We start from the raw sequence: 22,705 nt of genomic DNA, 5'->3' as shown, positions 1-22,705 counted from the left end.
AATGATGCCCCGCGCTCTGCTTGCGCTGTTGATGCTGGTCGCCTTGCCGCTGTGGGCCGCCGAGCCGAAAGAGCTGACCTGGTCGGAAATGATCCCCCCGGACGCCGCGCCGGAAGTGCCGAACATGACCCCCCTGCACGACCTCTCGCAGATGGGCAGCGCGCTGTCCGCCGAGTCGGCGCCAGCCGCGAAACAGGACATGCCCAATGCACCGGTGGTGAAGAGCCTCGACGGTCAGAGCATCCGCCTGCCGGGCTACATCGTGCCGCTGGAAGTGAGTGAAGAAGGCCGCACTACGGAGTTTCTGCTGGTGCCGTATTTCGGCGCCTGCATCCATGTGCCGCCACCGCCGTCGAACCAGATCGTGCATGTGAAAAGCGAAGTCGGCGTGAAGCTGGACGAGCTGTATCAGCCTTATTGGATTGAGGGGGCGTTGCAGGTTAAAGCGTCGACCAGTGAGTTGGCGGATGCCGGGTATCAGATGGAGGCGGACAAGATTTATATCTATGAATTGCCGGAGTGAATCTGGTGTTCACGTGTTGATTTGAAGGGCGCCTTCGCGGGCAAGCCTCGCTCCTACAGGTCCTGCGCTAACCTGTAGGAGCGAGGCTTGCCCGCGAAGGAGCCCTCAAAGGTTCCGCAAAAATTAGTGCCATCACCGTTTCATTGAGCTGAGTCAAAAGACCGGACCAGACCGCTCCGTACCATTGGACATCGAACATTTTCAACGTCCTCTGGAGCCTCCATGCACAAGTCCTTGCTCAGCGCCTCGCTGTTTGCCCTCGCGCTCGCAGCCCCGCTCGCCCATGCCCATGAAGCCGGCGACATCCTCCTTCGTGCCGGTGCAATCACCGTCAACCCGAAAGCCGACAGCTCCGACGTCAAAGTCGATCAAGGCCCGCTGGCAGGCACCAATCTGGGTGGCAAGGCCACCATGAGCAGCGACACCCAACTGGGTCTGAACTTCGCTTACATGCTCAACAGCCACTGGGGCATCGAGCTGCTCGCGGCCACGCCATTCGAACATGACGTGAAGCTCAAAGGCACCGTCCTGGGTGCGGCCAACGGCAAACTCGGCAGCCTGAAACACCTGCCGCCAACCTTGAGCGTTGTCTACTACCCACTGGACGGCAAGTCTGCATTCCAACCGTACGTTGGCGCCGGTATCAACTACACCTGGATCTACGACGAGCACGTCGGCAGCGAGGCCAGCGCCAATGGCTTCAGCAACTTCAAGGCAGACAACTCCTGGGGCATGGCGTTTCAGGTCGGTGCCGACTACATGATCACCGACAACATCATGCTCAACGCCCAAGTGCGTTACATCGACATCGATACCACCGCCACCGTGGAAAACAACGCCGTGGCACAAGGCACCCGTGCCAAGGTCGATGTCGACGTGGACCCGTTCATCTACATGGTGGGCCTGGGTTACAAGTTCTAAAATCGTTCACGTGGTGGGAACGAGCTGCAAAAAAAAGGCGCCTTCACAGGCGCCTTTTTCTTGCTGGCGAAAAACTCAGCGCCCCAACAACCGCGCCAGGCCGACACTCATCGGCGTCTGAGCAGGGCAGGAAAACCGCTCCAGCAGTCGCTGATTGTTCGCCCGCGAATGGCGGATATCACCCGAACGCGCCGGGCCGTAGCTCACTGGCGGCAGTTCACCGACCGCCACTTTCAACGCTTCCAGCATTTGCTTGAGCGTGGTTGCCTGGTTCCAGCCGACATTGACCGCGCCGACTTCAACCTGCGGTTTTTCGATGGCTTGTACCAGCACGTCGACCAAATCTTCGACGTAAACAAAATCCCGCGTCTGCTCGCCATCGCCAAACACCGTGATCGGCAGGCCGTTTTGCGCGCGCTCGCTGAAAATGCTGATCACCCCGGAGTATGGCGAGGACGGATCCTGGCGTGGGCCGAAGACGTTGAAAAAGCGGAAAATCACCGGTTCCAGCGCATGCTCGCGGCGGTAGAAATCGAAGTAATGTTCACTGGCCAACTTGTCTGACGCATACGGCGTCAGCGGTTCCTTGGGCGTGTCTTCGTCGATCGACTGGCCTTCGCCATTGTTGCCGTAGACCGCTGCGCTGGAGGCAAACAGCACACGTTTGACGCCGCTCTGACGCATGGCTTCGCAGACATTCAGCGAACCGATGAAGTTGCTCTGGTGAGTCTTCACCGGATCATCCACCGAAGCCTGCACCGACGCCACGGCCGCCAGGTGCGCGACCGCACGGCAACCGGCCATTGCGCGAGCGACCAGAGCGGCATCGGCGACGTCGCCGACTATCAGCTCGACGCGAGGATTATCCAGCGCCAGGTTGCTGCGTTTGCCGGTGGACAGGTCGTCGAGAATCCGTACCGAATGGCCCTTGGCGAGCAAGGCGTCGGTCAGGTGCGAGCCAATGAAACCCGCGCCGCCGGTGATTAAAACAGGGCCGTCAGCCATGGCGATAGAACCTGTCCAGTAAGCCAGGGAGTGCCGCACGCCAGGCGCGGGGCTTGATCCCGAAGGTGTGAAGGATTTTCTTGCAGGCCAGCACCGCGTGTTGCGGCTCTTCGGCAGCGTCCGGGCGTGCGGCGTGAGCCTGGGCGGTCGGCGCTTCGATGGCCAGCGGATGCAGTGCGCGGGCTTCGGTGAGAATCGCCTGCCCCAGCGCCAGCGGCGTGGTCGCCTCGTGCCCGGCGTAGTGGTAGGTGCCCCACAGTGGCGCCGCGCAATCGAGTTGCTTGAGCACCGAAATGATCACCCGGGCCGCGTCGTCGACCGGCGTCGGGTTGCCGCGACGGTCATCGGCCATCAACAGTTCTTCCGGCTTTTCGGCCCGGGACAGGAAACGCCCGAGGGTGCCGTCGGGGCTATCATCGAGCAGCCAGCCGAACCGCAGCAGCACATGCTGCGGGCAGGTCGCGCGCACGCTTTGCTCGATGCGCCACAAGGCCTGACCACGCAGGCCCAGCGGCACCGGCTCGTCTTTTTCGCTGTAGGCGGTCGCCCGCGAGCCGTCGAACACCCGATAGCTCGAGGGTTGCAGCAGAACGATGTTGTGATGCTGGCACAGTTCGGCCAGACGCTCGATTGCACGCTCTTGCCCGGCCAGACGCGATTCGCTGACCGTCTCCGCCTGGAACCAGTCGAAGTAGTAGGCGAGGTTGATCAACGCGTCCGGGCGCGTGTCGTCGAGCAGTTGCGTCAGGCTCGCGGCATCCCAGCCGTCTTGCGGTGGGCGGGGGGCGAGGAAACCGATGTCTTCCTCCGCACCGAGGCGAATCAGCGCCTGCCCAAGGGCATTTCCGCCGCCCAGTAACATAAGGCGCATTCGCATAGAGTCAGCAGGCCCAGTCTGATTGGATCAATGGCTTTATCGGCACCGCTCGCGGGCGGTGCCGTCGATAGTTGCCGGAATCGTTGCATTTTGCGGGTTTAGTGCGCAACCGTCATCCGTAAAGTGTAGATCTCCGGGATTTGTGGTGCTGCTTCGGGCCTCTTCGCGGGCAAGCCTCGCTCCTACAGAACTCGCGCACGCTCTTGTAGGAGCGAGGCTTGCCCGCGAAGAGGCCCTGAAGGCCAGCAGAGATCCCGAGCGGTACTTGCATCTTCCTCACCCCGCCCGCATAAATTACTCCATGAATCTGCCCATCCCCACGGACGCGGCCATGGCAGGCTTCCACCCCGCCGTCAGCGCCTGGTTCAGCAGCACCTTCCCGACGGTCACCGCCGCCCAGGCCCGGGCGTGGCCGCTGATCCGTCAGCGCCGTTCGACCCTGATCGCCGCGCCCACCGGCTCCGGCAAAACCCTCACCGCGTTTCTCGCCGTCATCGACGATCTGGTTCACCGTGGCCTGGAAACCGCAGACGGGCTGCCCAACGAAACACTGGTGGTCTACGTCTCGCCGCTCAAAGCCTTGTCCAACGACATCCAGATCAACCTGCAAAACCCGCTGGCCGGCATCACTGAACAGTTACGTGCGATGGGCCTGCCCGAGTTGCAAATCAACACCGCCGTGCGCACCGGCGACACGCCGCAAAAAGAACGCTCGGCGATGCGCAAGACCGCGCCGCACATTCTGGTGACCACCCCGGAATCCCTTTACGTGCTGCTCGGCTCCGACTCCGGCCGGCAAATGCTCGGCACCACGCGCACGGTGATCGTCGATGAGATCCACGCCATCGCCGCCAGCAAACGCGGCAGCCACCTGGCCCTGAGCCTGGAACGTTTGCAGGCGTTATGCGCAGCACCGTTGATGCGCATCGGCCTGTCGGCCACGCAAAAACCCATCGAAGCGGTCTCACGCTTTCTGGTCGGTCGTGATCGCGCATGCGAAATCATCGACATCGGCCACGCCCGTCCACGAGATTTAGGCATCGAAGTACCGCCGGTGCCGCTGTCGGCGGTGATGGCCAACGATGTCTGGGAATTGGTCTACGACCGCCTCGCCGTCCTCGCCCGCGAACACCGCACCACGCTGATTTTCGTCAACACCCGACGCTTGGCCGAACGCCTGAGCCGGCATTTGAGCGAACGTCTCGGCAAGGAAGCAGTCGCCGCCCACCACGGCAGCCTGGCCAAGGAGTTTCGCCTCGATGCCGAACAGCGCCTCAAGTGCGGCGACCTGCAAGTGCTGATCGCCACGGCGTCGCTGGAACTGGGGATCGATATCGGCGATGTCGACCTGGTCTGCCAGATTGCCTCGCCTCGTTCGATTGCCGGATTCCTGCAACGGGTCGGCCGCTCCGGCCACCAGGTCGGCGGCACGCCCAAGGGCCGATTGTTCGCCACCACCCGCGACGATTTGATCGAATGCACCGCCCTGCTCGACTGCGTGCGCCGGGGTGAACTCGATACTTTGCAGATTCCTCAAGCGCCGCTGGACGTACTGGCCCAGCAGATCATCGCCGAGGTCAGTTGCCAGGAATGGCCGGAGCACGCGCTGCTGGAGATGTTCCGCAATGCCTCGCCCTACGCTGAGCTCGACGAAACACATTATCAGGCGCTGCTGCAGTTGCTCGCCGAGGGCTACAACGGTCGCCAGGGCATCCGCAGCGCGTACCTGCACCGCGACGCCGTGACGCGTACGTTGCGCGGTCGGCGCGGCAGCAAACTGACCGCCGTGACCAGCGGCGGCACCATCCCGGACAACGCCGACTACAGCGTGCTGCTGGAACCGCAAGGGCTGAACATCGGCAGCGTCAACGAAGACTTCGCCGTGGAAAGCATCGCCGGCGATGTCTTTCAGTTGGGCAACACCTCGTACCGAATCCTGCGGGTCGAAACCGGCAAGGTCCGGGTCGAAGATGCGCAGGGCCAGCCGCCGACCATTCCGTTCTGGCTCGGTGAAGCGCCGGGACGCAGCACGGAATTGTCCTTCGCCGTGGCGCGCCTGCAAGCGCAACTTGACGACCTGCTCGGCGCCACGCCCGGCAACTTGCAACCGGCCCTCGACTGGCTGACCGAGACCCTCGGCCTGAACCTCGACAGCGCCGGACAACTGGTGGATTACCTCGCCCGCGCACGCCTGACACTGGGCGCCCTGCCCTCGCAGGACACGCTGCTGATGGAGCGCTTTTTCGATGAGTCCGGCGGCACGCAACTGATCATCCACACGCCCTTCGGCAGCCGCATCAACCGCGCCTGGGGCCTGGCCCTGCGCAAGCGTTTCTGCCGTACCTTCAACTTCGAATTGCAGGCCGCTGCCAGCGAAGATGCGATTGTGCTGTCGCTGTCCACCAGCCACAGCTTTGAGCTCGATGAGGTCTGGCGCTACCTGCACAGCAACAGCGCCGAACACCTGCTGATTCAAGCGGTGCTCGATGCGCCGCTGTTCGGCGTGCGCTGGCGCTGGAATGCCGGCGTCGCATTGGCGTTGCCGCGCTACAGCGGCGGGCGCAAAGTCCCCCCGCAGATTCAGCGGATGAAAAGCGAAGACCTGATCGCCAGCGTGTTTCCCGACCAGATCGCCTGCGTGGAAAACCTCGCCGGCGAACGGGAGATACCCGATCATCCACTGGTGGAACAGACCCTCGACGATTGCCTCCACGAAGCCATGGACTGCGAAGGCTGGCTGACGTTGTTGCGGCGCATGGAACGCGGCGACGTTCGCCTGATCAGTCGCGACCTGCCGGCGCCTTCACCGCTGGCCGCCGAAATTCTCAGCGCCCGGCCTTACACCTTTCTCGACGATGCGCCGCTGGAAGAGCGCCGCACCCAAGCCGTGCTCAACCGGCGCTGGACCGATCCGCAGTCCACCGACGACCTCGGCGCGCTGGATGCCGAGGCGATTCAAGCGGTGCGCGATGAGGCCTGGCCAACGCCGACCAATGCCGATGAAATGCACGAGACGTTGATGAGCCTCGCGTACATTGCCGATGCCGAGGCGCAGGCGAATGCGCAGTGGATTGATTGGTTGAGTGCCCTTGCCGAGAGCGGTCGCGCCAGTCGTTTGCAGATCGATGCCGGGCAATCGCTGTGGCTGGCGGTGGAACGGCTGACGTGCCTGCGCGCCATTTATCCACAGGCAAATTTGTCGCCACCGCTGGCGGCGCTGCCGGGGTTCGATGACGGCTGGGAAGCAGACGAAGCGGTGCTGGAAGTCATCCGTGCACGGCTCAGCGCTTTCGGTCCGTTGCCGCTGAGCGCGATTGCCGAACCTCTGGAATTACCTGCGAATCACGTCACCCAGGCACTCGCGCAACTGGAACGCGAAGGGTATGTGCTGCGCGGCCACTTCACCCCCGGCACTGGTCAGGAAGAATGGTGCGAACGGCATCTGCTGGCGCGAATTCATCGCTACACGGTCAAGCGCCTGCGGCGAGAAATCGAGCCGGTGGCGTTGCAGGATTTCATGCGATTCCTGTTCGACTGGCAGCATCTTTCTGCCTCGACTCAAGGCCAGGGCAATGCAGTGCTGCCCGCCATCGTCGCTCAGTTCGAAGGCTATCCCGCCGCCGCTTCAGCCTGGGACAGCGACATTCTTGCGGCACGGATCAAAGGCTATTCGGCGAGTTGGCTGGATGACCTGTGCCGCAGCGGCAAACTGGTCTGGACCCGCCTGACCGCGCACAACAAAAGCGCCAGCACGGCGCTGCGCAGCACGCCGATTGTGTTGCTGCCGCGCAGCCAGGTCGGGTTATGGAGCGGTCTGACTGAACAGACACCGGTCAGCGACCTGTCGCCCAAAACTCAAAAGGTTTACCAAGCCCTCAGCCAACACGGCGCGTTGTTTTTCGATGAGCTGATTTACGAGGCTCATCTGCTGCGCTCGGAGCTGGAAATCGCCTTGCAGGAACTGGTCGGCGCCGGGCTGGTGAACGCCGACAGTTTTGCCGGTTTGCGGGCGCTGATCACGCCGGCCAGTAAACGGCAGAATCGCAGCAGCCGACGCGGACGCGGGGCGTTTATCGGTGGCATGGATGACGCCGGACGCTGGGCCTTGCTTCGACGCGGGGCGCCAGCGCCGGTGGTGGATAACAAACATCCAACGCCGAGCGACACCCTGGAACACATCGCCATGACCTTGCTGCGCCGCTACGGCGTGGTGTTCTGGCGCCTGCTGGAACGCGAAGCAGACTGGTTGCCGAACTGGCGCGAATTGCTGCGCACGTTGCATCGGCTGGAGGCTCGCGGCGAGATTCGCGGCGGGCGGTTTGTCAGTGGTTTGGCCGGTGAACAGTTCGCCTTGCCCGAGGCGATTCCGTTGCTGCGCGAAGTGCGACGGCGGGCGCACGACGGGAGTCTGATTGCCGTGTGCGGGGTTGATCCGCTGAACCTCGCCGGCACGCTGCTACCCGGTGCGAAAGTGCCGGCGCTGACGAGTAATCGGTTGGTGTACCGCGATGGTTTGCCGGTGGCCGCCGAGATCGCTGGCCAGCAGGTTTTCTGGGTGGAATCGACGAGTGAAATACGCAACAAACTGAATCACCGCAATTCCCTGTAGGAGCGAGGCTTGCCCGCGAATAACGATGACGCGGCCTCCTTGATACACCGCGGCGCGTCCTTCGCGGGCAAGCCTCGCTCCTACAGGGATCTGGTGTACCCGTCAAAGCGATATTTGCGCTCAGGGCAAATATCAAATGCCGATACCTCTATTTTTCCGCACAACCCAATCCCCGACACTGCGCTCCATCAATCAGCCCACCGGAGTTGCAGCCATGCCCATTGCCTTGCTCGCGCTGACCCTCAGCGCCTTCGCCATCGGGACGACCGAGTTCGTCATCGTTGGCCTGTTACCCACTATCGGCGCCGACCTCGGCGTCAGCCTGCCGTCCGCCGGCCTGCTGGTCAGCCTCTATGCCCTGGGCGTTGCCATCGGTGCCCCGGTGCTGACCGCCCTCACCGGCAAAGTCCCGCGCAAAATGCTGCTGTTGTCGCTGATGGTGCTGTTCACCCTTGGCAACCTGCTGGCGTGGAAAGCACCGAGCTACGAATCGCTGATCATTGCGCGAATCGTCACCGGCCTGGCCCACGGGGTGTTTTTCTCGATTGGCTCGACCATCGCCACCAGCCTCGTGCCGAAGGAAAAAGCCGCCAGCGCGATTGCGATCATGTTCACCGGCCTGACGGTGGCGCTGGTCACCGGCGTACCGTTGGGGACGTTCATCGGTCAGCATTTCGGCTGGCGTGAAACCTTCCTCGCTGTCTCTGCTTTGGGTGTGATTGCGTTCATCGGCAGCCTGCTCTACGTGCCGAAAAACATCACCCACAGCAAACCCGCTTCGCTGCTGGAACAGTTGCAGGTCCTCAAGCAACCGCGCCTGCTGCTGGTGTATGCCATGACGGCAGTCGGTTACGGCGGTTCGTTCATCGCCTTCACGTTCCTAGCGCCGATTCTTCAAGACATTTCTGGTTTCAGCGCCGGCACCGTCAGCCTGGTGTTGCTGGTGTACGGCATCTCGGTGGCCGTCGGTAATATCTGGGGCGGCAAACTGGCCGACAAACGCGGCCCGATCAAAGCCCTGAAAATCATCTTCGCCCTGCTCGCTGCTGTGTTGTTCGTGCTGACCTTCACCGCCGGCAACCCGTGGCTGGCGCTGGCCACCGTACTGGTCTGGGGCGCGGTCGCTTTCGGCAACGTGCCGGGCTTGCAGGTGTATGTGGTGCGTCAGGCCGAACATCACACGCCGAATGCGGTGGACGTGGCTTCCGGCCTGAACATCGCGGCGTTCAACCTCGGCATTGCCGGTGGCGCGTGGGGCGGTGGTTTGATCGTCGCTCACATGGGCCTGATCCATACCGCATGGATCGGTGGTCTGGTGGTGTTGGTAGCGCTGGCGCTGACTGCATGGAGCGGTCGCCTCGATCGCCTCGGCCCGGTCTATGCCGCGGGCTCAACCCGCATAGTCGCCGGCCACTGATTACCCTTGTAGGAGCCGGCTTGCTGGCGATCGCGGTGGCACATTCAACATGGATGTGACTGACACACCGCTATCGCCAGCAAGCCGGCTCCTACAGGTCCGTGTGTCCATTCAAGGTTTGTACCGTCCGTAGTCCCGTCGAAACTTTCTCGCTTGCCCCGCAGTCATCAAAAGACAGGGGCAACCGGGGAACATCAGACGGGAGGCGACATGGCGGCGATTCACAGCGGTATTTCAGCTTGGCGCTTCTTTGCCTCCGGTGAGCCTGCGGCACAAGGCGTGCTGCCATGAACCGCGCCGAGCAGTTCAACCCCGACGATGACTCGTCAGGAACCGTGAACGCCGTACGCCGTTTCACCGTGCTGACGGTCAACACGCACAAGGGTTTCACCGCGCTCAACCGGCGTTTCATCCTGCCGGAATTGCGCGAAGCAGTGCGCAGCGTGTCCGCCGACGTGGTGTTTTTGCAGGAAGTCCACGGCACCCACGAGCACCATCCCCAGCGTTACAGCAACTGGCCGACGATGCCGCAGTACGAATTCCTCGCCGACACGCTGTGGCCGCAATTCGCCTACGGACGCAACGCGGTGTACCCGGCAGGCGATCACGGCAATGCACTGTTGTCGAAATTCCAGATCATTCGCCACGACAACCTCGACGTGTCCATCAGCGGGCACGAAAACCGCGGCATCCTGCATTGCGTATTGCGCTTGCCCGTCGATGGCCCGGAGGTGCACGCGATTTGCGTCCATTTGGGGCTGCGTGAAACCCATCGCAATGAACAGCTGAAGCTGCTGACCCAACGCCTCGCAGAATTGCCGAGCGACGCGCCGGTGATTGTCGCCGGTGACTTCAACGACTGGCGTCAGCGCGCCGACGCAATGCTCAAGCCCTGCGGTTTGCGCGAGGTGTTTGCCGAACTCCACGGCAAACCGGCGCGCAGTTTTCCGGCGCGCTTGCCGGCCTTGCGCCTGGACCGCATCTACGTGCGCAACCTCAAGGCCAGCCGTCCGCAAGTCCTGGCGGCACGGCCCTGGTCCCACCTCTCCGACCATGCACCGCTATCGGTGGAGATCGAGCTATGAGCAGCGCACCGATGGAAAAAACCACCGTGGATCACGTGCCCACCAACCCGCCGGTGCGCGAACCCGGCGTGGTCGACGTTCAATATGGCTGGCAGGGCAACAACCGGGTGGAACTGCTGGAAAACGGCGAAGAATATTTCCCGCGGGTGTTCGAAGCCATGCGCCAGGCCAAGACTGAAATCCTCCTGGAAACCTTCATCGTTTTCGAGGACAAGGTCGGCGAAGAGCTGCAGCACGTGCTGATCGACGCGGCTCAACGCGGCGTACGGGTGACCGCCAGTCTCGACGGGTTTGGTTGTGGCGAGTTGAGCACCGATTACCTCACCGCGTTGAGCGAGGCCGGCGTGCACCTGCAAATATTTGACCCGGCACCGAAGCGGCTGGGCATCCGCACCAACTGGTTCCGACGCCTGCACCGCAAAATCGTGGTGGTCGACGGCACGATTGCGTTCATCGGCGGGATCAACTTTTCCGCCGACCATCTGGCCGACTTCGGCCCCGAGGCCAAACAGGATTACTCGGTTGAAGTGCAAGGCCCGGCGGTAACCGACATTCATCATTTCGCCCTGCTGCAAAGCGGTCGCCCGGCCCGCGCCAAATACTGGTGGCAACGCCGGCGGCAGCGGCGCTCGGAGCTGGCGTTCAACGATCACGACGGCCAGGTCCGTTTGGTGTACCGCGACAACGGTGATCATCAAACCGATATCGAAGAGGTTTATCGACATGTCCTGCGCAGCGCCCAGCGTCGCGTGGTGATTGCCAACGCCTATTTCTTTCCCGGTTATCGCTTGCTGCGCGAGATACGCAACGCCGCGCGGCGAGGCGTCGAGGTGCGACTGATCCTGCAAGGCCAGCCGGACATGAGGGTGGCCAAACTGGCCGCGCGCATGACCTATGACTACCTGCTCAAATCCGGGGTGCAGATTCACGAATATTGCGAACGTCCGCTGCACGGCAAAGTCGCGCTGGTGGACGAAGACTGGAGCACCGTCGGCTCGAGCAACCTCGACCCGCTGAGCCTGGCGATGAACCTGGAAGCCAATGTACTGATCCGCGATCGCGCCTTCAACCGCGATTTGTTCGAACGCCTCGAGAGGCTGAGCGACAACCACTGCAAAGCCATGTGTGCGGAAAAATCCCCACGCGGACGGGTCTGGCACATGACCGTCGGTTTTCTGGTGTTTCACTTCCTGCGGCACTTCCCGGCGTGGGCCGGTTGGCTGCCGGCACACAAGCCACGCCTGAAGCCCTTCACCCATCTCGCCGGGGGCGATCACCATGAACCGCGCTGAAACCCATTCGGCGCCTCACGCCGACAGCCCGCACAAGTCGCATTGGAGTCGCTGGAAAAAACCGCTGACGATGCTGTTTTTCCTGGCGCTGATCGTCCTGTTCACGATGCTGGCCCAACGCATCGAATGGAACGAGGTGTTCGACACCCTCGCCGATTTCAAGGTGCGCACGCTGATCATCGCCTCCGGGCTGACGCTGGTGAGTTTTCTGGTGTACGCCTGTTTCGACCTGATTGGCCGCACCTATATTCGTCAGGACCTGACCTGGAAACAGATCCTGCCAGTGGGGATCATCAGCTACGCCTTCAACCTCAACCTGAGTGCCTGGGTCGGCGGCATTGCCATGCGCTATCGGCTTTACTCGCGGCTCGGCGTGAGCAAAAGCAACATCGCAAAAATCCTCGGCCTGAGCCTGGCGACCAACTGGTTCGGCTACATGGTGATTGCCGGCGCGATGTTCAGCAGCGGGCTGGTGCGCATGCCACCGGGCTGGAAACTCAGCAGTGGTGCGTTGCAGGGCGTGGGGGTTTTGTTGCTGTTGGTGAGTGCGGGTTACCTGGCGGCCTGTCAGTATTCCAAGCGGCGGGAGTGGGCGATTCGCGGCGTCGAAATCAACCTGCCGTCCCTGCGCATGGCGGTGCTGCAACTGGCGCTCGGGGCGCTGAACTGGTCGCTGATGGCGGCGGTGATCTTCACCCTTCTGCCGAGCAAGCTGGATTATCCGCTGGTGCTTGGCGTGTTGTTGATCAGCGCGATTGCCGGGGTGATCACGCACATTCCGGCGGGGCTCGGGGTGTTGGAGGCGGTGTTTGTGGCGTTGCTGCAGCATGAGGCTTCGCGGGGGAGCCTGGTGGCGGGGTTGCTGGCGTATCGGGCGATTTATTTCATCTTGCCGTTGTTGATTACGTTGGTGATGTATTTGATTGTCGAGGCCAAGGCCAAGTCGTTGCGGATTGCGAAGAAACCCAAGTAGTTTGGCGCTTGCAAAGACGCCTTCGCGGGCAAGCCTCGCTCCTACGGGGTTCGCGCGCTTCCTGTAGGAGCGAGGCTTGCCCGCGAAGAATCCACCGCCGCTCTTAGGTCGACTGGATAATGCTCAACCGCTCACCCACCACCATCTCGGTAATCCAGTCCACCAGGATCGACGTATACGCCTGCTGCGAAACCGGCTCGCTCAACGCGTGATCGGCGCCGTCGATGATCCGGTGGGTCAGCGAGTGCGTCTGCTGACACGCCGCCCGGTAACTCATGATGGTCGCGTGGGGCACATAGTCGTCAGTCTCGGACTCCACCAGCAGCACATCCCCGGTAAATTGCGAACAGGCATGCAACGCGCGATTGCTGTCGGCGCGCACCAGCGTGCTGCGGTAATCACGCAAATCGAGCTTGTCCAGTTCACGCTTGGGCGCGTGCCATTGCTCATCGCGATACAACGCCGGCACCCGCAGCGCCAGCCAGCGCACGGGGCGCAATGAGGTCAGAATCGCAGCCAGATAGCCGCCATAACTGGTGCCGACCACGGCGATCGCCGAGGTATCGAGCGCAGGGTGCGCGAGCAATCGGTCGTACGCCGCCAGCAGGTCTCGCAGATTGTCTTCGCGGGAAACCCGCGTCAGTGGAATGCCGGTGCCGCCGGTGTGCCCGCGCAAGTCGAACGTCAGGCACACGCAGCCCAGACCTGCGATGCCTTTGGCCCGTTCAAGATCACGCTCCTGACTGCCGCCCCAACCGTGCACGAAGAGCACGCCGGGGACCTTCGATTTGGGGCTGAGAAAAGTCCCGCTCATCTGTTCATCGTCGATGTCGATCTGAATGGTTTCGCTTCTAGCCGTCATAGGATTTGACCGTTACGTACTTGAGGAGAAATTCACTGTTGTGCGCCGGCCCGCGGTACACCTCGATGGCGTCCGCCGGCAGCGCTTGATCGATGTAGGTTTCCACCGAAGACACACGGATCGCGCTCATCTGCGGGTCGTTGACGAAGCTCTGCAACGCCGCCACTTCGGCGCTGCTGGCACCGCCCATGCGCCAGGACTGTTCAAGCACGCCGCTGCGCTGTATGCCGTTACTGTCCAGGCCTTGTGCGATGTCGTAGTTGCGCCGCGAGGCATAGAAACCGGGATAGGCCTCGTCCGCCGCACGGTCGAACACCTGCGCTTGGCGGATGGCCAGCCGCACGTCGTCGGGCAGTTGCAGTTCGAGCAGTTCGTCGTAACCGCCCTGTACCACGAGCAGATTGGAACCACCATAAACCTGCTCGCCATGACCGTCTGCGGTCAGGTACTGATCACCGCAGTAACTCAGCACTGTGCCGCCGATGAAGCTTTGGCCGACGCTGTGGGTCACCACCTCGGTCAGGTCTTGCTCCAACACCACACCTTCGGTGAATAGCGCCTTGGCATCGGGTCTGCCGAGGATCGCATCGAATTGGTCGAGACTCTGGATAACCTCCTGACCGCGCCCGGCGCAGGCATGGATCGGTTTCAGGCGAATTGGTCCGTTATCGAGCAAATGCTCCGCCGCAGGCCGCGAATCGTCGAGGGAGAACACGCTGAGTCCCTCGAGCACCACGTTGCGCACCCGTTCGCAAAACAACGGCGACCAGCCGTGCGGAGCAAAAGCGTTTTTGTTGCGCAAGCCGTGGCTGATGGCTTTGGTGCAGATGAAATCATGCTCGACATAGCCGCCCCACAAATCCTCCGGGCCTTTGACGCCCAACTGCCGCGCGGCAGCAGCGCCGACAATGGTTTGTGTCGGCAACAGATAAAGATCGCGACCGCTGTGGTGTTCGGGGTCGTAGCTGCCGCCGAATTTAAACCCGAGAACCTGCGCCAGCCAACGGGCCAATGCGTGATTGGTTTCGACTTCGTGCTGTGGTGCGTCGGGCCGCACCGAATGGGCGACCACCAGTTTCTTGCGGTTTGTTGGGGTCATGCGTCCCCCTTCAATCGGCGCTTGATGAGTGTAGTTGTAGGGGTGCAGAGATCAGGCCAACGGCAGCTGATTTGAAATAATCGGCAATTCAATCAGTTGCCGAATCGGTGATGGCACTGAGCCTGTCTCATTCTGCACGACGGCCACTTCGCTCCCGGCATTTTGCACGACCCAAGCCTTGCAAAGATCAAACTGTGGGAGCGAGCCTGCTCGCGAAAGCGACCTTTCAGGCGACATAGATGCTGACCGTCACGGCCTCTTCGCGAGCAGGCTCGCTCCCACAGGGGATTTCTGGCGTTGCGACTATCGGGCTGCGGCGGTCGGCGAAACCCCAAACCGCGTCCGATAATCACTCGGCGCCAGCCCGGTAATTTTCTTGAACGTCGCACGGAAGGCACTCGGGTCCTGATAACCGACGGTCCAGGCAATGTGGTCGATGGTGCCGTTGGTGAACTCCAACATTTCCCGGGCCTTGCCGACCCGCAGGTGCTGGCAGTACTCGGTGGGTTTGAGCCCGGTTGCAGCACGAAATCTGCGCAGGAAGGTGCGTTCTTCCAGCCCTGCCCGTTCAGCCATGGTCGCCAGCGACACATCGGTCGCGCCGGTGCTTTGCAGCCAATGCTGTACCTTGAGAATCGAGGCGTCGCCGTGGCTGAGAATCGGTGAAAAGTTGCTGCCACATTCACTCGCACTGTCGCTGTGTTCCACCACCAGAAACCGTGCAGTGCCGGTGGCGATGCTCGGCCCCAGCAATCGGTCGACCAGACGCAAACCCAGCTCGGACCAGGCCATCAACCCGGCGGTGGTGATCAAGTCGCCGTCATCGACGATCGGCGTATCGGCCTTGAGCTTGATCGCCGGATAACGCTCGGCGAACGCCTTGGCCGACGTCCAGTGGGTGGTGGCGCTGCGACCGTCGAGCAGGCCGCTTTCAGCCAATAAAATCGAGCCCACGCAAACGCCGCCAAGGGTTGCACCTTGTGCGTGCTGCTGACGAATCCAGCGCAGCAAGCCTTGCGGTGCCTGGCCTTCGGAAAAACCGCCAATCGACGGCGGGATCAACACCGCCACCAATGCGCCGTCCGGCGCGGGATGGCTGTCGTAGACGCGTTTGGGCGCCTGTTCGCCATCGACCTGCCAGTGGCTGACCCGCAACAACGGCAACTGCGCCGCCTGATAGTCGGCGGCAATCCGGTTCGCCACCCCGAACAAGTCGGTCAGCCCGTGCACCGCCGCCATCTGCGCGCCGGGATAAATCAGCACGCCCAGCTCGGCGATTGCCCTTTGTGCATCCATTGTCAGTTTTCCCCCTTCTATTGTCGGTGCGGCCAATCCTCGGACGGTCCGCCAGAGCCAATACTTCATTCCACACCCACACACACTTCGAGGAAACAGTCATGGCCAAGCAAGCACTCATCGTAGTTGATATCCAAAACGACTACTTCCCCCAGGGCAAGTGGCCGCTGGTCGGCGCGGACGCGGCTGCGGATAACGCCGTACGCCTGCTCAAAGCCTTTCGCGATGCCGGTGATTCGGTGGTGCACATTCGCCACGAGTTCACTTCCGACGAAGCGCCCTTCTTCACCCCGGGCTCCGAGGGCGCGAAGCTGCATCCCAAAGTCCTGAACCGCGCCGACGAGCCGGTGGTGCTCAAGCACTTCGTCAACTCGTTCCGCGAAACTGAACTGCAGTCAATTCTCGATGAGCAGGGTATCAAGGAGTTGGTGGTGGTTGGCAGCATGAGTCACATGTGCGTCGACGGCATTACCCGTGCGGCCGCCGACATGGGTTACGCCGTCACTGTCATTCATGACGCCTGTGCCTCGCGGGATCTGGAGTTCAACGGACTTACGGTTCCGGCGGCCCATGTTCATGCCGCGTTCATGTCGGCGTTGGGTTTTGCCTATGCTCGTGTGGTGTCTACTGGCGAGTTTCTGGCTGGGTGAGGTGAGTACATATCCGTTGCTGCGGTAACGGCTGCTATTGGTTTCGCTCTTACAGCGAGTCACTTTCGAAAAGCGCGAAAGTAACCAAAGCGCTTCTGCCCCTTTCGTTCGGTGCCTCGCTAAGGCTCGGCATACCCTCGCTCCGGTCCTGCTCCGTGGGCCCGCCGCCATCGGCCATCCCTGGCCGGGGGCGGCTAACCCGGCATCCATGCCGGGTTGCCCACTACGCAGAACCTCCACTCGGCCTCTCGAGGGGGCGACTACCGCCACAGCCGCCGAGGCGGCCTGAAAGCCGACCTGGCTCTTCAGTTGTCCGCGTTGTCCTTCTTTGATGCGTTCACTCATTCCGGACATGTGCACCACTCCCCTGTAGGAGCCGGCTTGCTGGCGATGGCATCCGTCCAGTCAATAAATGTGCCGGCTGACCCACCGCTATCGCCAGCAAGCCGGCTCCTACAATTGATCGTGTGCGTTCCGAATACATACGCATTTCCCCTGTAGGAGCCAGCTTGCTGGCGATAGCGTCTGTCCTGCCAATAGATAAGTTGACTGACCCTCCGCTATCGCCGGCAAGCCGGCTCCTACAGGGGGCCTGCGTACGCTTTTGCTTTTCACCACTCATCAGGCCGAGCGTTAGCTCGCCTTCAGCTTTTGATCTGGACGCACCGCCCCCTCGAGAGGCCGAGCGCAGGTTCTGCGCAGTGGGCAACCCGGCATGGATGCCGGGTTAGCCGCGCACGGCCAGGGATGGCCGATCGCGGCGGGCCCACGGAGCAGGACCGGAGCGAGGGCATGGCGAGCCTTAGCGAGCCACCGAACGAAAGGGGCAAAAGCCCTTGGTTACTTGGGGCTCTTCCAAGTGACTCGCCGTAAGGGCGAAACCAATATCCGCCATCACCCAAACAATGGATATACACCCCACTACCCATAAAAAAATCTCACGCGTGAGCTATTGAGCCCAGCAAAAATTGCCTGTAGTGTTTCTCACGCGTGAGTTTTTCACAACGAGGTCAGCACCATGAACAGCAGCTCTCCATCAGATCCGCCTTCCGGGTCTGTGAACGATTCAGCAAGCCGCAAGGGAGAGCGCTCGAAACCGTCCGCGAAAAAACCGTCGAGCTTCTACATGAAGCAGATGCGCGCGGGCCTGGGTGCCGCCGGTTATGTAAAACACGAGACTTGGGTGCTTCCCGAAAACCGAAGCCTGCTCAAGCAGATGGAGAAACAGCTACGCCAACCGATCCTGGCTGGCTCATTCATGTCGGAGAATTACATGAGCGCAGGTAACAACTGGAACATCGATCGCCTCTACAGCGCCCTTCAAGCCCTGGACGAAGTGGTCTCGAACGACATCACCCTCTCCCTCGTCCAAGGCTCCGAATCCAGCATCAAGCTGGAAATGAACGACTTCGGTGGCTTGCCGATTTACATCGCGGTAGTGGGCGACCAGATCATCGTCGATACCGTGCTGGTCGACGTCGAGTCGATCAAGGACGTGCCGGCCTTCAATGATGCCGTGCTGCGCAGCCGGGAAATGTTCCCGCTGTCGTCGATCGGCATCGAGTCCATGCCCAACGGGCAGGTCGTTTACAACATGTTTGGCGCACTCAGCTCCGACTCGAGCCTGACCAACGTCGTGACCGAGGTCAAAACCCTCGTCGACAACGTGCAGCGCGCCAGCGAAGCCTTCGAACGTTTTTTCAATTAATTATTCGGGAATCAGGGAAAATCCAATGACTCAGTCCATCTGGAGCAAATTGTTCACCGCACTGCGTGGCGGTGCCAATGAAGTCGGCGAATCGATCGTCGACCAACAGGCCCTGCGCATCCTCGACCAGGAAATCCGCGATGCCGACAGCGCGCTGGCCAACGCCAAGCGTGAGCTGGTCACCATCATGGCCAAGCACAAACTGTCCGCAGATCGCGTCAGCGAGTACAACGCCAAGATCAAGGACCTGGAATCCAAGGCGCTGGCCGCCATTCAGGCCAACCGTGAAGACCTGGCACTGGAAGTGGCCGAAGCCATTTCGACCCTGACCAACGAGCTGGATGTCGAGCAGAAGCAGGCCACCGAATTCGGCGGTTATGCGGACAACATGCGCAAAGACATCACCAAGGCTGAAAGCCGCATCAAGAGCCTGCGTCAGCAAGTGGACATGGCCAAGGCCCGTGAAAGCGTACAGAAAGCCCAGGTCAGCGCGTCCATCGCCAGCGGCGGCGCCAACGGCAAACTGGAAACCGCAGTCGGCACGCTGAACCGCTTGCAAGCCAAGCAGCAGCAACGCGCCGCTGAACTGGAAGCCCAGGACCAACTGGCCGATGCATCGACCGGCACCGACCTGGAGCGCAAACTGCGCGAAGCCGGCATCACGCCGGACGCAGGCAGCGCCAACGCGATCCTGGAGCGCCTGAAGCAGAAATCGGCTGAGTAACCCACTCAGTCGCAGATGCATAACCTGTGGGAGCTAGCCTGCTAGCGATTACGGTTTGTCAGGCGACATTAATGTTGACTGACACTCCCTCTTCGCGAGCAGGCTCGCTCCCACATTGGATATGCGTTTCAGTTTTTCGTTGAATCGAGGTCAAGGATGGATGCCCTGAAGGGTTTCAAGACAATCGCCAGCCTCGCCATTTTCATGGTGGCGCTGCAACTGCTCAACGTCGCGACCGGCTACAGCCTTGTGGCATTCGGCCTGGTGCCGAGAACGGCCCACGGACTGGTCGGCATCATCACCTCGCCTTTTTTGCACGCGTCCTTTGCGCACCTCAGCGCCAACCTGATTCCCTTCCTGATTCTGGGCACCCTGGTCATTGTCGACGGGCTCAACCGGTTCCTGGCCGTCAGCGCGATCATCATTCTGCTGGGCGGCGCACTGGTCTGGCTGTTCGGGTTTTCCGGCGTGCACATTGGCGCCAGCGGCTGGGTATTCGGGCTGTGGGCCTACCTCCTGTCCCGCGCCTGGTTTCACCGCAGCTGGGGCAACCTGATCACGGCCAGCGTCGTGGCGTTGCTCTATGGCGGTCTGGTCTTTGGCTTTCTTCCGCGTCAGGGTGTGTCCTTCGAAGGACATCTCTTTGGGGCGCTCGCCGGATTTATTGCAGCCAAGGTACTTTTCTCTGCGCCGCGCAGCAGGTTTAATGCCGCCGGTTAACCGCACTTGAGCATTCAGACGCCGAGGCGATAACGTCGCCAGGAATGAGTACCCACGGAGTCAGGGACGAAATGTCGATTTTCCTTTTATTGCGCATGTATGCCTCGTCCCTCTTCCACCGATTCGGTTGGGTGGGACTGGTCATCGCCTTGGCCGTGCACCTGACCACGGCGTATCTGGGCCTGGTGTTGCTGGGCGAACAGCACCTCACCGCCCCCGCCACGTTTACCTACTTCTATCTCACCACCACGCTTACCGTAGGCTATGGCGATCTCGCGCCACAGACATCGGCGGGGCGCATTTTCGTGGCCACCTGGGTCATGCTCGGCGGCATTGCGCTGCTGACGGCAGCCATCGGCAAAACCACCAGCAGCGTTATCGATGTATGGAGAAAAAGCATGAAGGGCAAAGGTGACTACACCGGCAATGTCGGGCATACGGTGCTCATCGGCTGGGAAGGTGCGTCCAGCGAACGGGTCGTTGAGTTGTTGCTTCAGGATGAAACCTCCAACGACAACCTGATCGTCATTTGCGATTGCACCCTTGAAGAAAACCCCATGCCTGGCCAGGCGTCCTTCATCAAGGGCGAAAGCCTGTCCTCGGTGGCGCTGCTACTGCGCGCTGGCGTTCCCGGTGCCGAACGCGTTCTGGTGCGAACCCATTCAGACGACCTGACCCTGGCCACCGTGCTGGCGGTCAATCAACTGAAGCCTGTCGGGCATGTGGTCGCCCACTTCAATGACAGTGAAATCGCCTCGCTCGCCAGCGCCTACGCCCCCAGCCTGGAATGCACATCAAGCATGGCCATCGAGATGCTTGTGCGCGCGTCTCAGGACCCCGGCTCGTCCGTGGTCATCAACGAATTGCTGTGCGTGGGCCAGGGCGCGACCCAATACCTGATGAAACTGCCCGAGACGTTTAACGCGACCTTCGGCGATCTGTACACGCAGATGAAAGAACGTCACAACGCCACCCTCATCGGCTACCGCGCCAAGGGCGCCCGACAACCATCGATCAACCCGCCTGGCGCCACACGCGTCGAGGGCGGCGAGCTCTTCTACATCGCCTCCACTCGCCTCAAGGAAATCTCCAATGGGATGGTTTAAACAGTTGTTGGGGCTTGAGGCCCCGAACGCGAATTCAGAATCGAAATGGACCGCCAGTGAAACCCAGCCGGCCGCCGGCCCGCTGGGTCTGGCACTGGGCAAAGGCGTGATGTTCGACAGCACGCTGCAATTGTTGCTCGACGAAAAAACCGCCGTGGCCATCCCCGGCTCGCAGCAGATCTGGAGCAACGGCACCATTGATCTCGGGCAGTCGACCTGGCTGTCGCGCTACTACATGAACGACGAAGACTACTGGCTGCAAGTGCACACCACCGGCGATATCGCCGGCCAGGTCGAGTCGGTGATCCTGTTCAACTACCTCAGCTACATCACCATCAGCAGCGAAGCGGAGCTGCGCCGTCTGGCCGGCCCGAATAGCCTGATCGGGCTGCCGACCTACACCCACAACGGCGTCGAATACACCCGCGAATGGGGCACCGAGAATGGCCAGACTGAACTGGTGGCGTTGAGCGAACAGCTGAAAAACCCGGATGAGTCCTACAGCGTCGAGCACCGTTCAATGCTGTACGCCCGCGAAACCGGCCTGACCGACCGCCGTGAATTCCTGCTGTTTTCTGTCGAAGAAGACGCCGAAGGCACGATCAGCTTGAGCACTTCGCTGGGCATTTCGCTGTACACCACCGACCTGAACACTTTTTAAAAAGGAAGAAACCCCATGCTAGAAGCGCTCTCCGTCTCCCTGAACAAAGCCGCCGTGCTCGGGTTTGTTGCGTACATCCTCGGCGCCGCCGTGCTGTTCGCGCTGTTCCAGTTCATCTACACCCGCATCACCCCGCACAAGGAATTCGAACTGATCCGTTCGGGCAACGTCGCGGCTGCAATCGCCCTGGGCGGTGCGGTCATCGGTTTCGCGATTCCGGCCAGCAACGTGATCGCCTACTCGGTCAGCCTCCTCGACTTCGTGGTCTGGGCAGTCATCGCCGCGTTCGTGCAATTGTTGGCGTTCCTGATGACCAGCCTGGTGCTCAAGGGCACCTCCGAGCGCATCAAGAAAGGTGAAATCGCCGCCGGTATCTACGTGGCAGCCGTGGCCATCAGCGTCGGCATGTTGAACGCCGCCTGCATGACCCCTTCCTCGAACTGATCGCGCACGGAGCTCCCGATGAAACGAAGCAAGTACGTTCAGCTGTCGCTGGCAGCCTCGGTCGCGATGGCGATTTCGGGCTGCGGGCCGACGGAAAAAACCTACTCGGTGCAGAAAAAGTACAACTTCCAGTCCGTGCAGCAATGCGCCGATGAAAAACTTCCGGTGGACGTCTGCTCGGACGCCTTCATGACCGCCATGGCCGAACATCGACGCATTGCACCGGTGTACGACAACCAGGCCGATTGCGAAGCCGACTTCGTCGCTGACTGGTGCCAGCAAGATTCCGCAGGCAAGTTCATCCCCAAACTCGGCGGCTTCGAACTGAGCGCCAATGGCGAGGTGACGCAATCCCAGGTGGACGCCGCCAAAGCGCAATTGCCTGCCTCGGAAGCGAACAGTGGTGGTTCGGGATTCTCCGGCACCAGCCTGCTGACCGGCCTGTTGATCGGCAACATGCTGAGCAACAACCGCAACAGCTACTATTCCGAGCCGGTGTACCGCTACCGCGATGACCGTGGCAGTTATTCGTCCTCGACACTCGGCCAGCGGATTTCGAAAGGTTCGACCTTTACCAAATCCAATCAGGCGCGATACGGCAGCAGCAACTACGCCGACTCGATTCGTTCCGCCAGCAAACCGGTGTCCGTTGCCTCGTCCACTTCCCGTGGCGGCTTCGGCAGCAAAGCCAGTGCGCGCAGCGGCTGGGGTGGCGGCGGGTCGAGCAGTTAAG

Annotated in this window: 20 protein-coding genes; 15 read left to right on the top strand and 5 right to left on the bottom strand. The window is 61.4% G+C overall.

The features are described 5' to 3' along the window. Positions 1–4: 4 nt before the first annotated feature. Together KGA82_RS28665 and KGA82_RS28660 are read left to right on the top strand one after the other, a co-directional pair. The gene (locus KGA82_RS28665; protein WP_032829112.1) at positions 5–523 is read left to right on the top strand and encodes a DUF3299 domain-containing protein; all 519 of its coding nucleotides are present in this window, start codon (positions 5–7) and stop codon (positions 521–523) included. A gap of 222 nt (positions 524–745) precedes the next feature. Then, positions 746–1,444, top strand: coding sequence for an OmpW/AlkL family protein (locus KGA82_RS28660; protein ID WP_008042936.1), 699 nt, complete (start codon positions 746–748; stop codon positions 1,442–1,444). 75 nt (positions 1,445–1,519) lie between these two features. On the opposite strand, the gene KGA82_RS28655 is transcribed toward KGA82_RS28660, so the two are convergent. Further along, the gene (locus KGA82_RS28655) at positions 1,520–2,449 is read right to left on the bottom strand and encodes an NAD-dependent epimerase/dehydratase family protein (RefSeq protein ID WP_223453248.1); all 930 of its coding nucleotides are present in this window, start codon (positions 2,447–2,449) and stop codon (positions 1,520–1,522) included. After that, entirely contained in the window at positions 2,442–3,326 is an 885-nt protein-coding gene (locus tag KGA82_RS28650; RefSeq protein WP_032829110.1) for a sugar nucleotide-binding protein, read from the bottom strand. Before KGA82_RS28650 ends, KGA82_RS28655 begins: the two co-directional genes overlap by 8 nt. A 301-nt stretch (positions 3,327–3,627) precedes the next feature. On the opposite strand from KGA82_RS28650, the gene KGA82_RS28645 reads away from it, so the two are divergent. The 5 genes from KGA82_RS28645 to KGA82_RS28625 all read left to right on the top strand — a co-directional run bounded on the left by KGA82_RS28645 (position 3,628) and on the right by KGA82_RS28625 (position 12,702). Next, a complete protein-coding gene (locus KGA82_RS28645; RefSeq protein ID WP_223453247.1) occupies positions 3,628–7,935 on the top strand; it encodes a DEAD/DEAH box helicase in 4,308 nt (1,435 codons plus the stop codon). 214 nt (positions 7,936–8,149) lie between these two features. Then, complete coding sequence (locus KGA82_RS28640) at positions 8,150–9,352, top strand: MFS transporter (protein WP_008034454.1); 1,203 nt, start codon at positions 8,150–8,152, stop codon at positions 9,350–9,352. 287 nt (positions 9,353–9,639) lie between these two features. After that, on the top strand, positions 9,640–10,437 hold the full coding sequence (locus KGA82_RS28635) for an endonuclease/exonuclease/phosphatase family protein (RefSeq protein ID WP_008034453.1): 798 nt from the start codon (positions 9,640–9,642) through the stop codon (positions 10,435–10,437). Further along, positions 10,434–11,729 (top strand): cardiolipin synthase ClsB, encoded by a 1,296-nt coding sequence (clsB, locus tag KGA82_RS28630; RefSeq protein ID WP_223453246.1) that lies wholly within the window; start codon positions 10,434–10,436, stop codon positions 11,727–11,729. The genes KGA82_RS28635 and clsB overlap by 4 nt, the downstream gene beginning before the upstream one ends. Further along, positions 11,716–12,702, top strand: coding sequence for a lysylphosphatidylglycerol synthase domain-containing protein (locus KGA82_RS28625; RefSeq protein ID WP_008044045.1), 987 nt, complete (start codon positions 11,716–11,718; stop codon positions 12,700–12,702). Before clsB ends, KGA82_RS28625 begins: the two co-directional genes overlap by 14 nt. A 103-nt stretch (positions 12,703–12,805) precedes the next feature. Here the strand turns inward: KGA82_RS28625 and KGA82_RS28620 are convergent, their stop codons facing one another. The 3 genes from KGA82_RS28620 to KGA82_RS28610 all read right to left on the bottom strand — a co-directional run bounded on the left by KGA82_RS28620 (position 12,806) and on the right by KGA82_RS28610 (position 15,959). Next, positions 12,806–13,564 (bottom strand): alpha/beta hydrolase family protein, encoded by a 759-nt coding sequence (locus tag KGA82_RS28620; RefSeq protein WP_008044043.1) that lies wholly within the window; start codon positions 13,562–13,564, stop codon positions 12,806–12,808. Next, positions 13,554–14,663: a DUF3182 family protein gene (locus KGA82_RS28615; RefSeq protein WP_223453245.1), complete on the bottom strand. Its 1,110-nt coding sequence runs from the start codon at positions 14,661–14,663 to the stop codon at positions 13,554–13,556. Before KGA82_RS28615 ends, KGA82_RS28620 begins: the two co-directional genes overlap by 11 nt. A gap of 303 nt (positions 14,664–14,966) precedes the next feature. Continuing rightward, positions 14,967–15,959: a GlxA family transcriptional regulator gene (locus KGA82_RS28610; protein WP_223453244.1), complete on the bottom strand. Its 993-nt coding sequence runs from the start codon at positions 15,957–15,959 to the stop codon at positions 14,967–14,969. Between the two features lie 101 nt (positions 15,960–16,060). Between KGA82_RS28610 and KGA82_RS28605 the strand changes: the two genes are divergently transcribed. From KGA82_RS28605 to KGA82_RS28570, 8 genes are all read left to right on the top strand, one after another. Continuing rightward, a complete protein-coding gene (locus KGA82_RS28605) occupies positions 16,061–16,609 on the top strand; it encodes a cysteine hydrolase family protein (RefSeq protein WP_008044039.1) in 549 nt (182 codons plus the stop codon). 1,126 nt (positions 16,610–17,735) lie between these two features. After that, on the top strand, positions 17,736–18,317 hold the full coding sequence (locus tag KGA82_RS28600; RefSeq protein ID WP_085988408.1) for a YjfI family protein: 582 nt from the start codon (positions 17,736–17,738) through the stop codon (positions 18,315–18,317). 25 nt (positions 18,318–18,342) lie between these two features. Then, complete coding sequence (locus KGA82_RS28595) at positions 18,343–19,041, top strand: PspA/IM30 family protein (RefSeq protein ID WP_008041320.1); 699 nt, start codon at positions 18,343–18,345, stop codon at positions 19,039–19,041. Positions 19,042–19,197: 156 nt separating this feature from the next. Beyond that, on the top strand, positions 19,198–19,761 hold the full coding sequence (locus KGA82_RS28590) for a rhomboid family intramembrane serine protease (RefSeq protein ID WP_008041319.1): 564 nt from the start codon (positions 19,198–19,200) through the stop codon (positions 19,759–19,761). Positions 19,762–19,832: 71 nt separating this feature from the next. After that, positions 19,833–20,867 (top strand): ion channel, encoded by a 1,035-nt coding sequence (locus KGA82_RS28585; protein WP_192228085.1) that lies wholly within the window; start codon positions 19,833–19,835, stop codon positions 20,865–20,867. Beyond that, positions 20,854–21,528 carry a DUF2491 family protein gene (locus KGA82_RS28580; protein ID WP_192228086.1) on the top strand — a complete coding sequence of 225 codons (675 nt, stop codon included), beginning with the start codon at positions 20,854–20,856 and terminating at the stop codon, positions 21,526–21,528. The genes KGA82_RS28585 and KGA82_RS28580 overlap by 14 nt, the downstream gene beginning before the upstream one ends. A 15-nt stretch (positions 21,529–21,543) precedes the next feature. Beyond that, positions 21,544–21,972 carry a DUF350 domain-containing protein gene (locus tag KGA82_RS28575; RefSeq protein ID WP_008030949.1) on the top strand — a complete coding sequence of 143 codons (429 nt, stop codon included), beginning with the start codon at positions 21,544–21,546 and terminating at the stop codon, positions 21,970–21,972. 18 nt (positions 21,973–21,990) lie between these two features. Then, positions 21,991–22,704: a DUF1190 domain-containing protein gene (locus KGA82_RS28570; RefSeq protein ID WP_008030948.1), complete on the top strand. Its 714-nt coding sequence runs from the start codon at positions 21,991–21,993 to the stop codon at positions 22,702–22,704. The last annotated feature ends 1 nt before the right edge of the window (position 22,705 follow it).

It is taken from the genome of Pseudomonas sp. BF-RE-22 (assembly GCF_019956155.1).
Taxonomy (GTDB): Bacteria; Pseudomonadota; Gammaproteobacteria; order Pseudomonadales; family Pseudomonadaceae; genus Aquipseudomonas; species Aquipseudomonas migulae.
Note: the sequence above shows the minus strand (reverse complement) of the source record. Positions and strands in the feature narration are given on the sequence as shown.

Coding starts and splice junctions, on each gene's coding strand:
- KGA82_RS28665 (WP_032829112.1), top strand. CDS start 5: ATGCCCCGCGCTCTGCTTGCGCTGTTGATGCTGGTCGCCTTGCCGCTG.
- KGA82_RS28660 (WP_008042936.1), top strand. CDS start 746: ATGCACAAGTCCTTGCTCAGCGCCTCGCTGTTTGCCCTCGCGCTCGCA.
- KGA82_RS28655 (WP_223453248.1), bottom strand. CDS start 2,449: ATGGCTGACGGCCCTGTTTTAATCACCGGCGGCGCGGGTTTCATTGGC.
- KGA82_RS28650 (WP_032829110.1), bottom strand. CDS start 3,326: ATGCGAATGCGCCTTATGTTACTGGGCGGCGGAAATGCCCTTGGGCAG.
- KGA82_RS28645 (WP_223453247.1), top strand. CDS start 3,628: ATGAATCTGCCCATCCCCACGGACGCGGCCATGGCAGGCTTCCACCCC.
- KGA82_RS28640 (WP_008034454.1), top strand. CDS start 8,150: ATGCCCATTGCCTTGCTCGCGCTGACCCTCAGCGCCTTCGCCATCGGG.
- KGA82_RS28635 (WP_008034453.1), top strand. CDS start 9,640: ATGAACCGCGCCGAGCAGTTCAACCCCGACGATGACTCGTCAGGAACC.
- clsB (WP_223453246.1), top strand. CDS start 10,434: ATGAGCAGCGCACCGATGGAAAAAACCACCGTGGATCACGTGCCCACC.
- KGA82_RS28625 (WP_008044045.1), top strand. CDS start 11,716: ATGAACCGCGCTGAAACCCATTCGGCGCCTCACGCCGACAGCCCGCAC.
- KGA82_RS28620 (WP_008044043.1), bottom strand. CDS start 13,564: ATGACGGCTAGAAGCGAAACCATTCAGATCGACATCGACGATGAACAG.
- KGA82_RS28615 (WP_223453245.1), bottom strand. CDS start 14,663: ATGACCCCAACAAACCGCAAGAAACTGGTGGTCGCCCATTCGGTGCGG.
- KGA82_RS28610 (WP_223453244.1), bottom strand. CDS start 15,959: ATGGATGCACAAAGGGCAATCGCCGAGCTGGGCGTGCTGATTTATCCC.
- KGA82_RS28605 (WP_008044039.1), top strand. CDS start 16,061: ATGGCCAAGCAAGCACTCATCGTAGTTGATATCCAAAACGACTACTTC.
- KGA82_RS28600 (WP_085988408.1), top strand. CDS start 17,736: ATGAAGCAGATGCGCGCGGGCCTGGGTGCCGCCGGTTATGTAAAACAC.
- KGA82_RS28595 (WP_008041320.1), top strand. CDS start 18,343: ATGACTCAGTCCATCTGGAGCAAATTGTTCACCGCACTGCGTGGCGGT.
- KGA82_RS28590 (WP_008041319.1), top strand. CDS start 19,198: ATGGATGCCCTGAAGGGTTTCAAGACAATCGCCAGCCTCGCCATTTTC.
- KGA82_RS28585 (WP_192228085.1), top strand. CDS start 19,833: ATGTCGATTTTCCTTTTATTGCGCATGTATGCCTCGTCCCTCTTCCAC.
- KGA82_RS28580 (WP_192228086.1), top strand. CDS start 20,854: ATGGGATGGTTTAAACAGTTGTTGGGGCTTGAGGCCCCGAACGCGAAT.
- KGA82_RS28575 (WP_008030949.1), top strand. CDS start 21,544: ATGCTAGAAGCGCTCTCCGTCTCCCTGAACAAAGCCGCCGTGCTCGGG.
- KGA82_RS28570 (WP_008030948.1), top strand. CDS start 21,991: ATGAAACGAAGCAAGTACGTTCAGCTGTCGCTGGCAGCCTCGGTCGCG.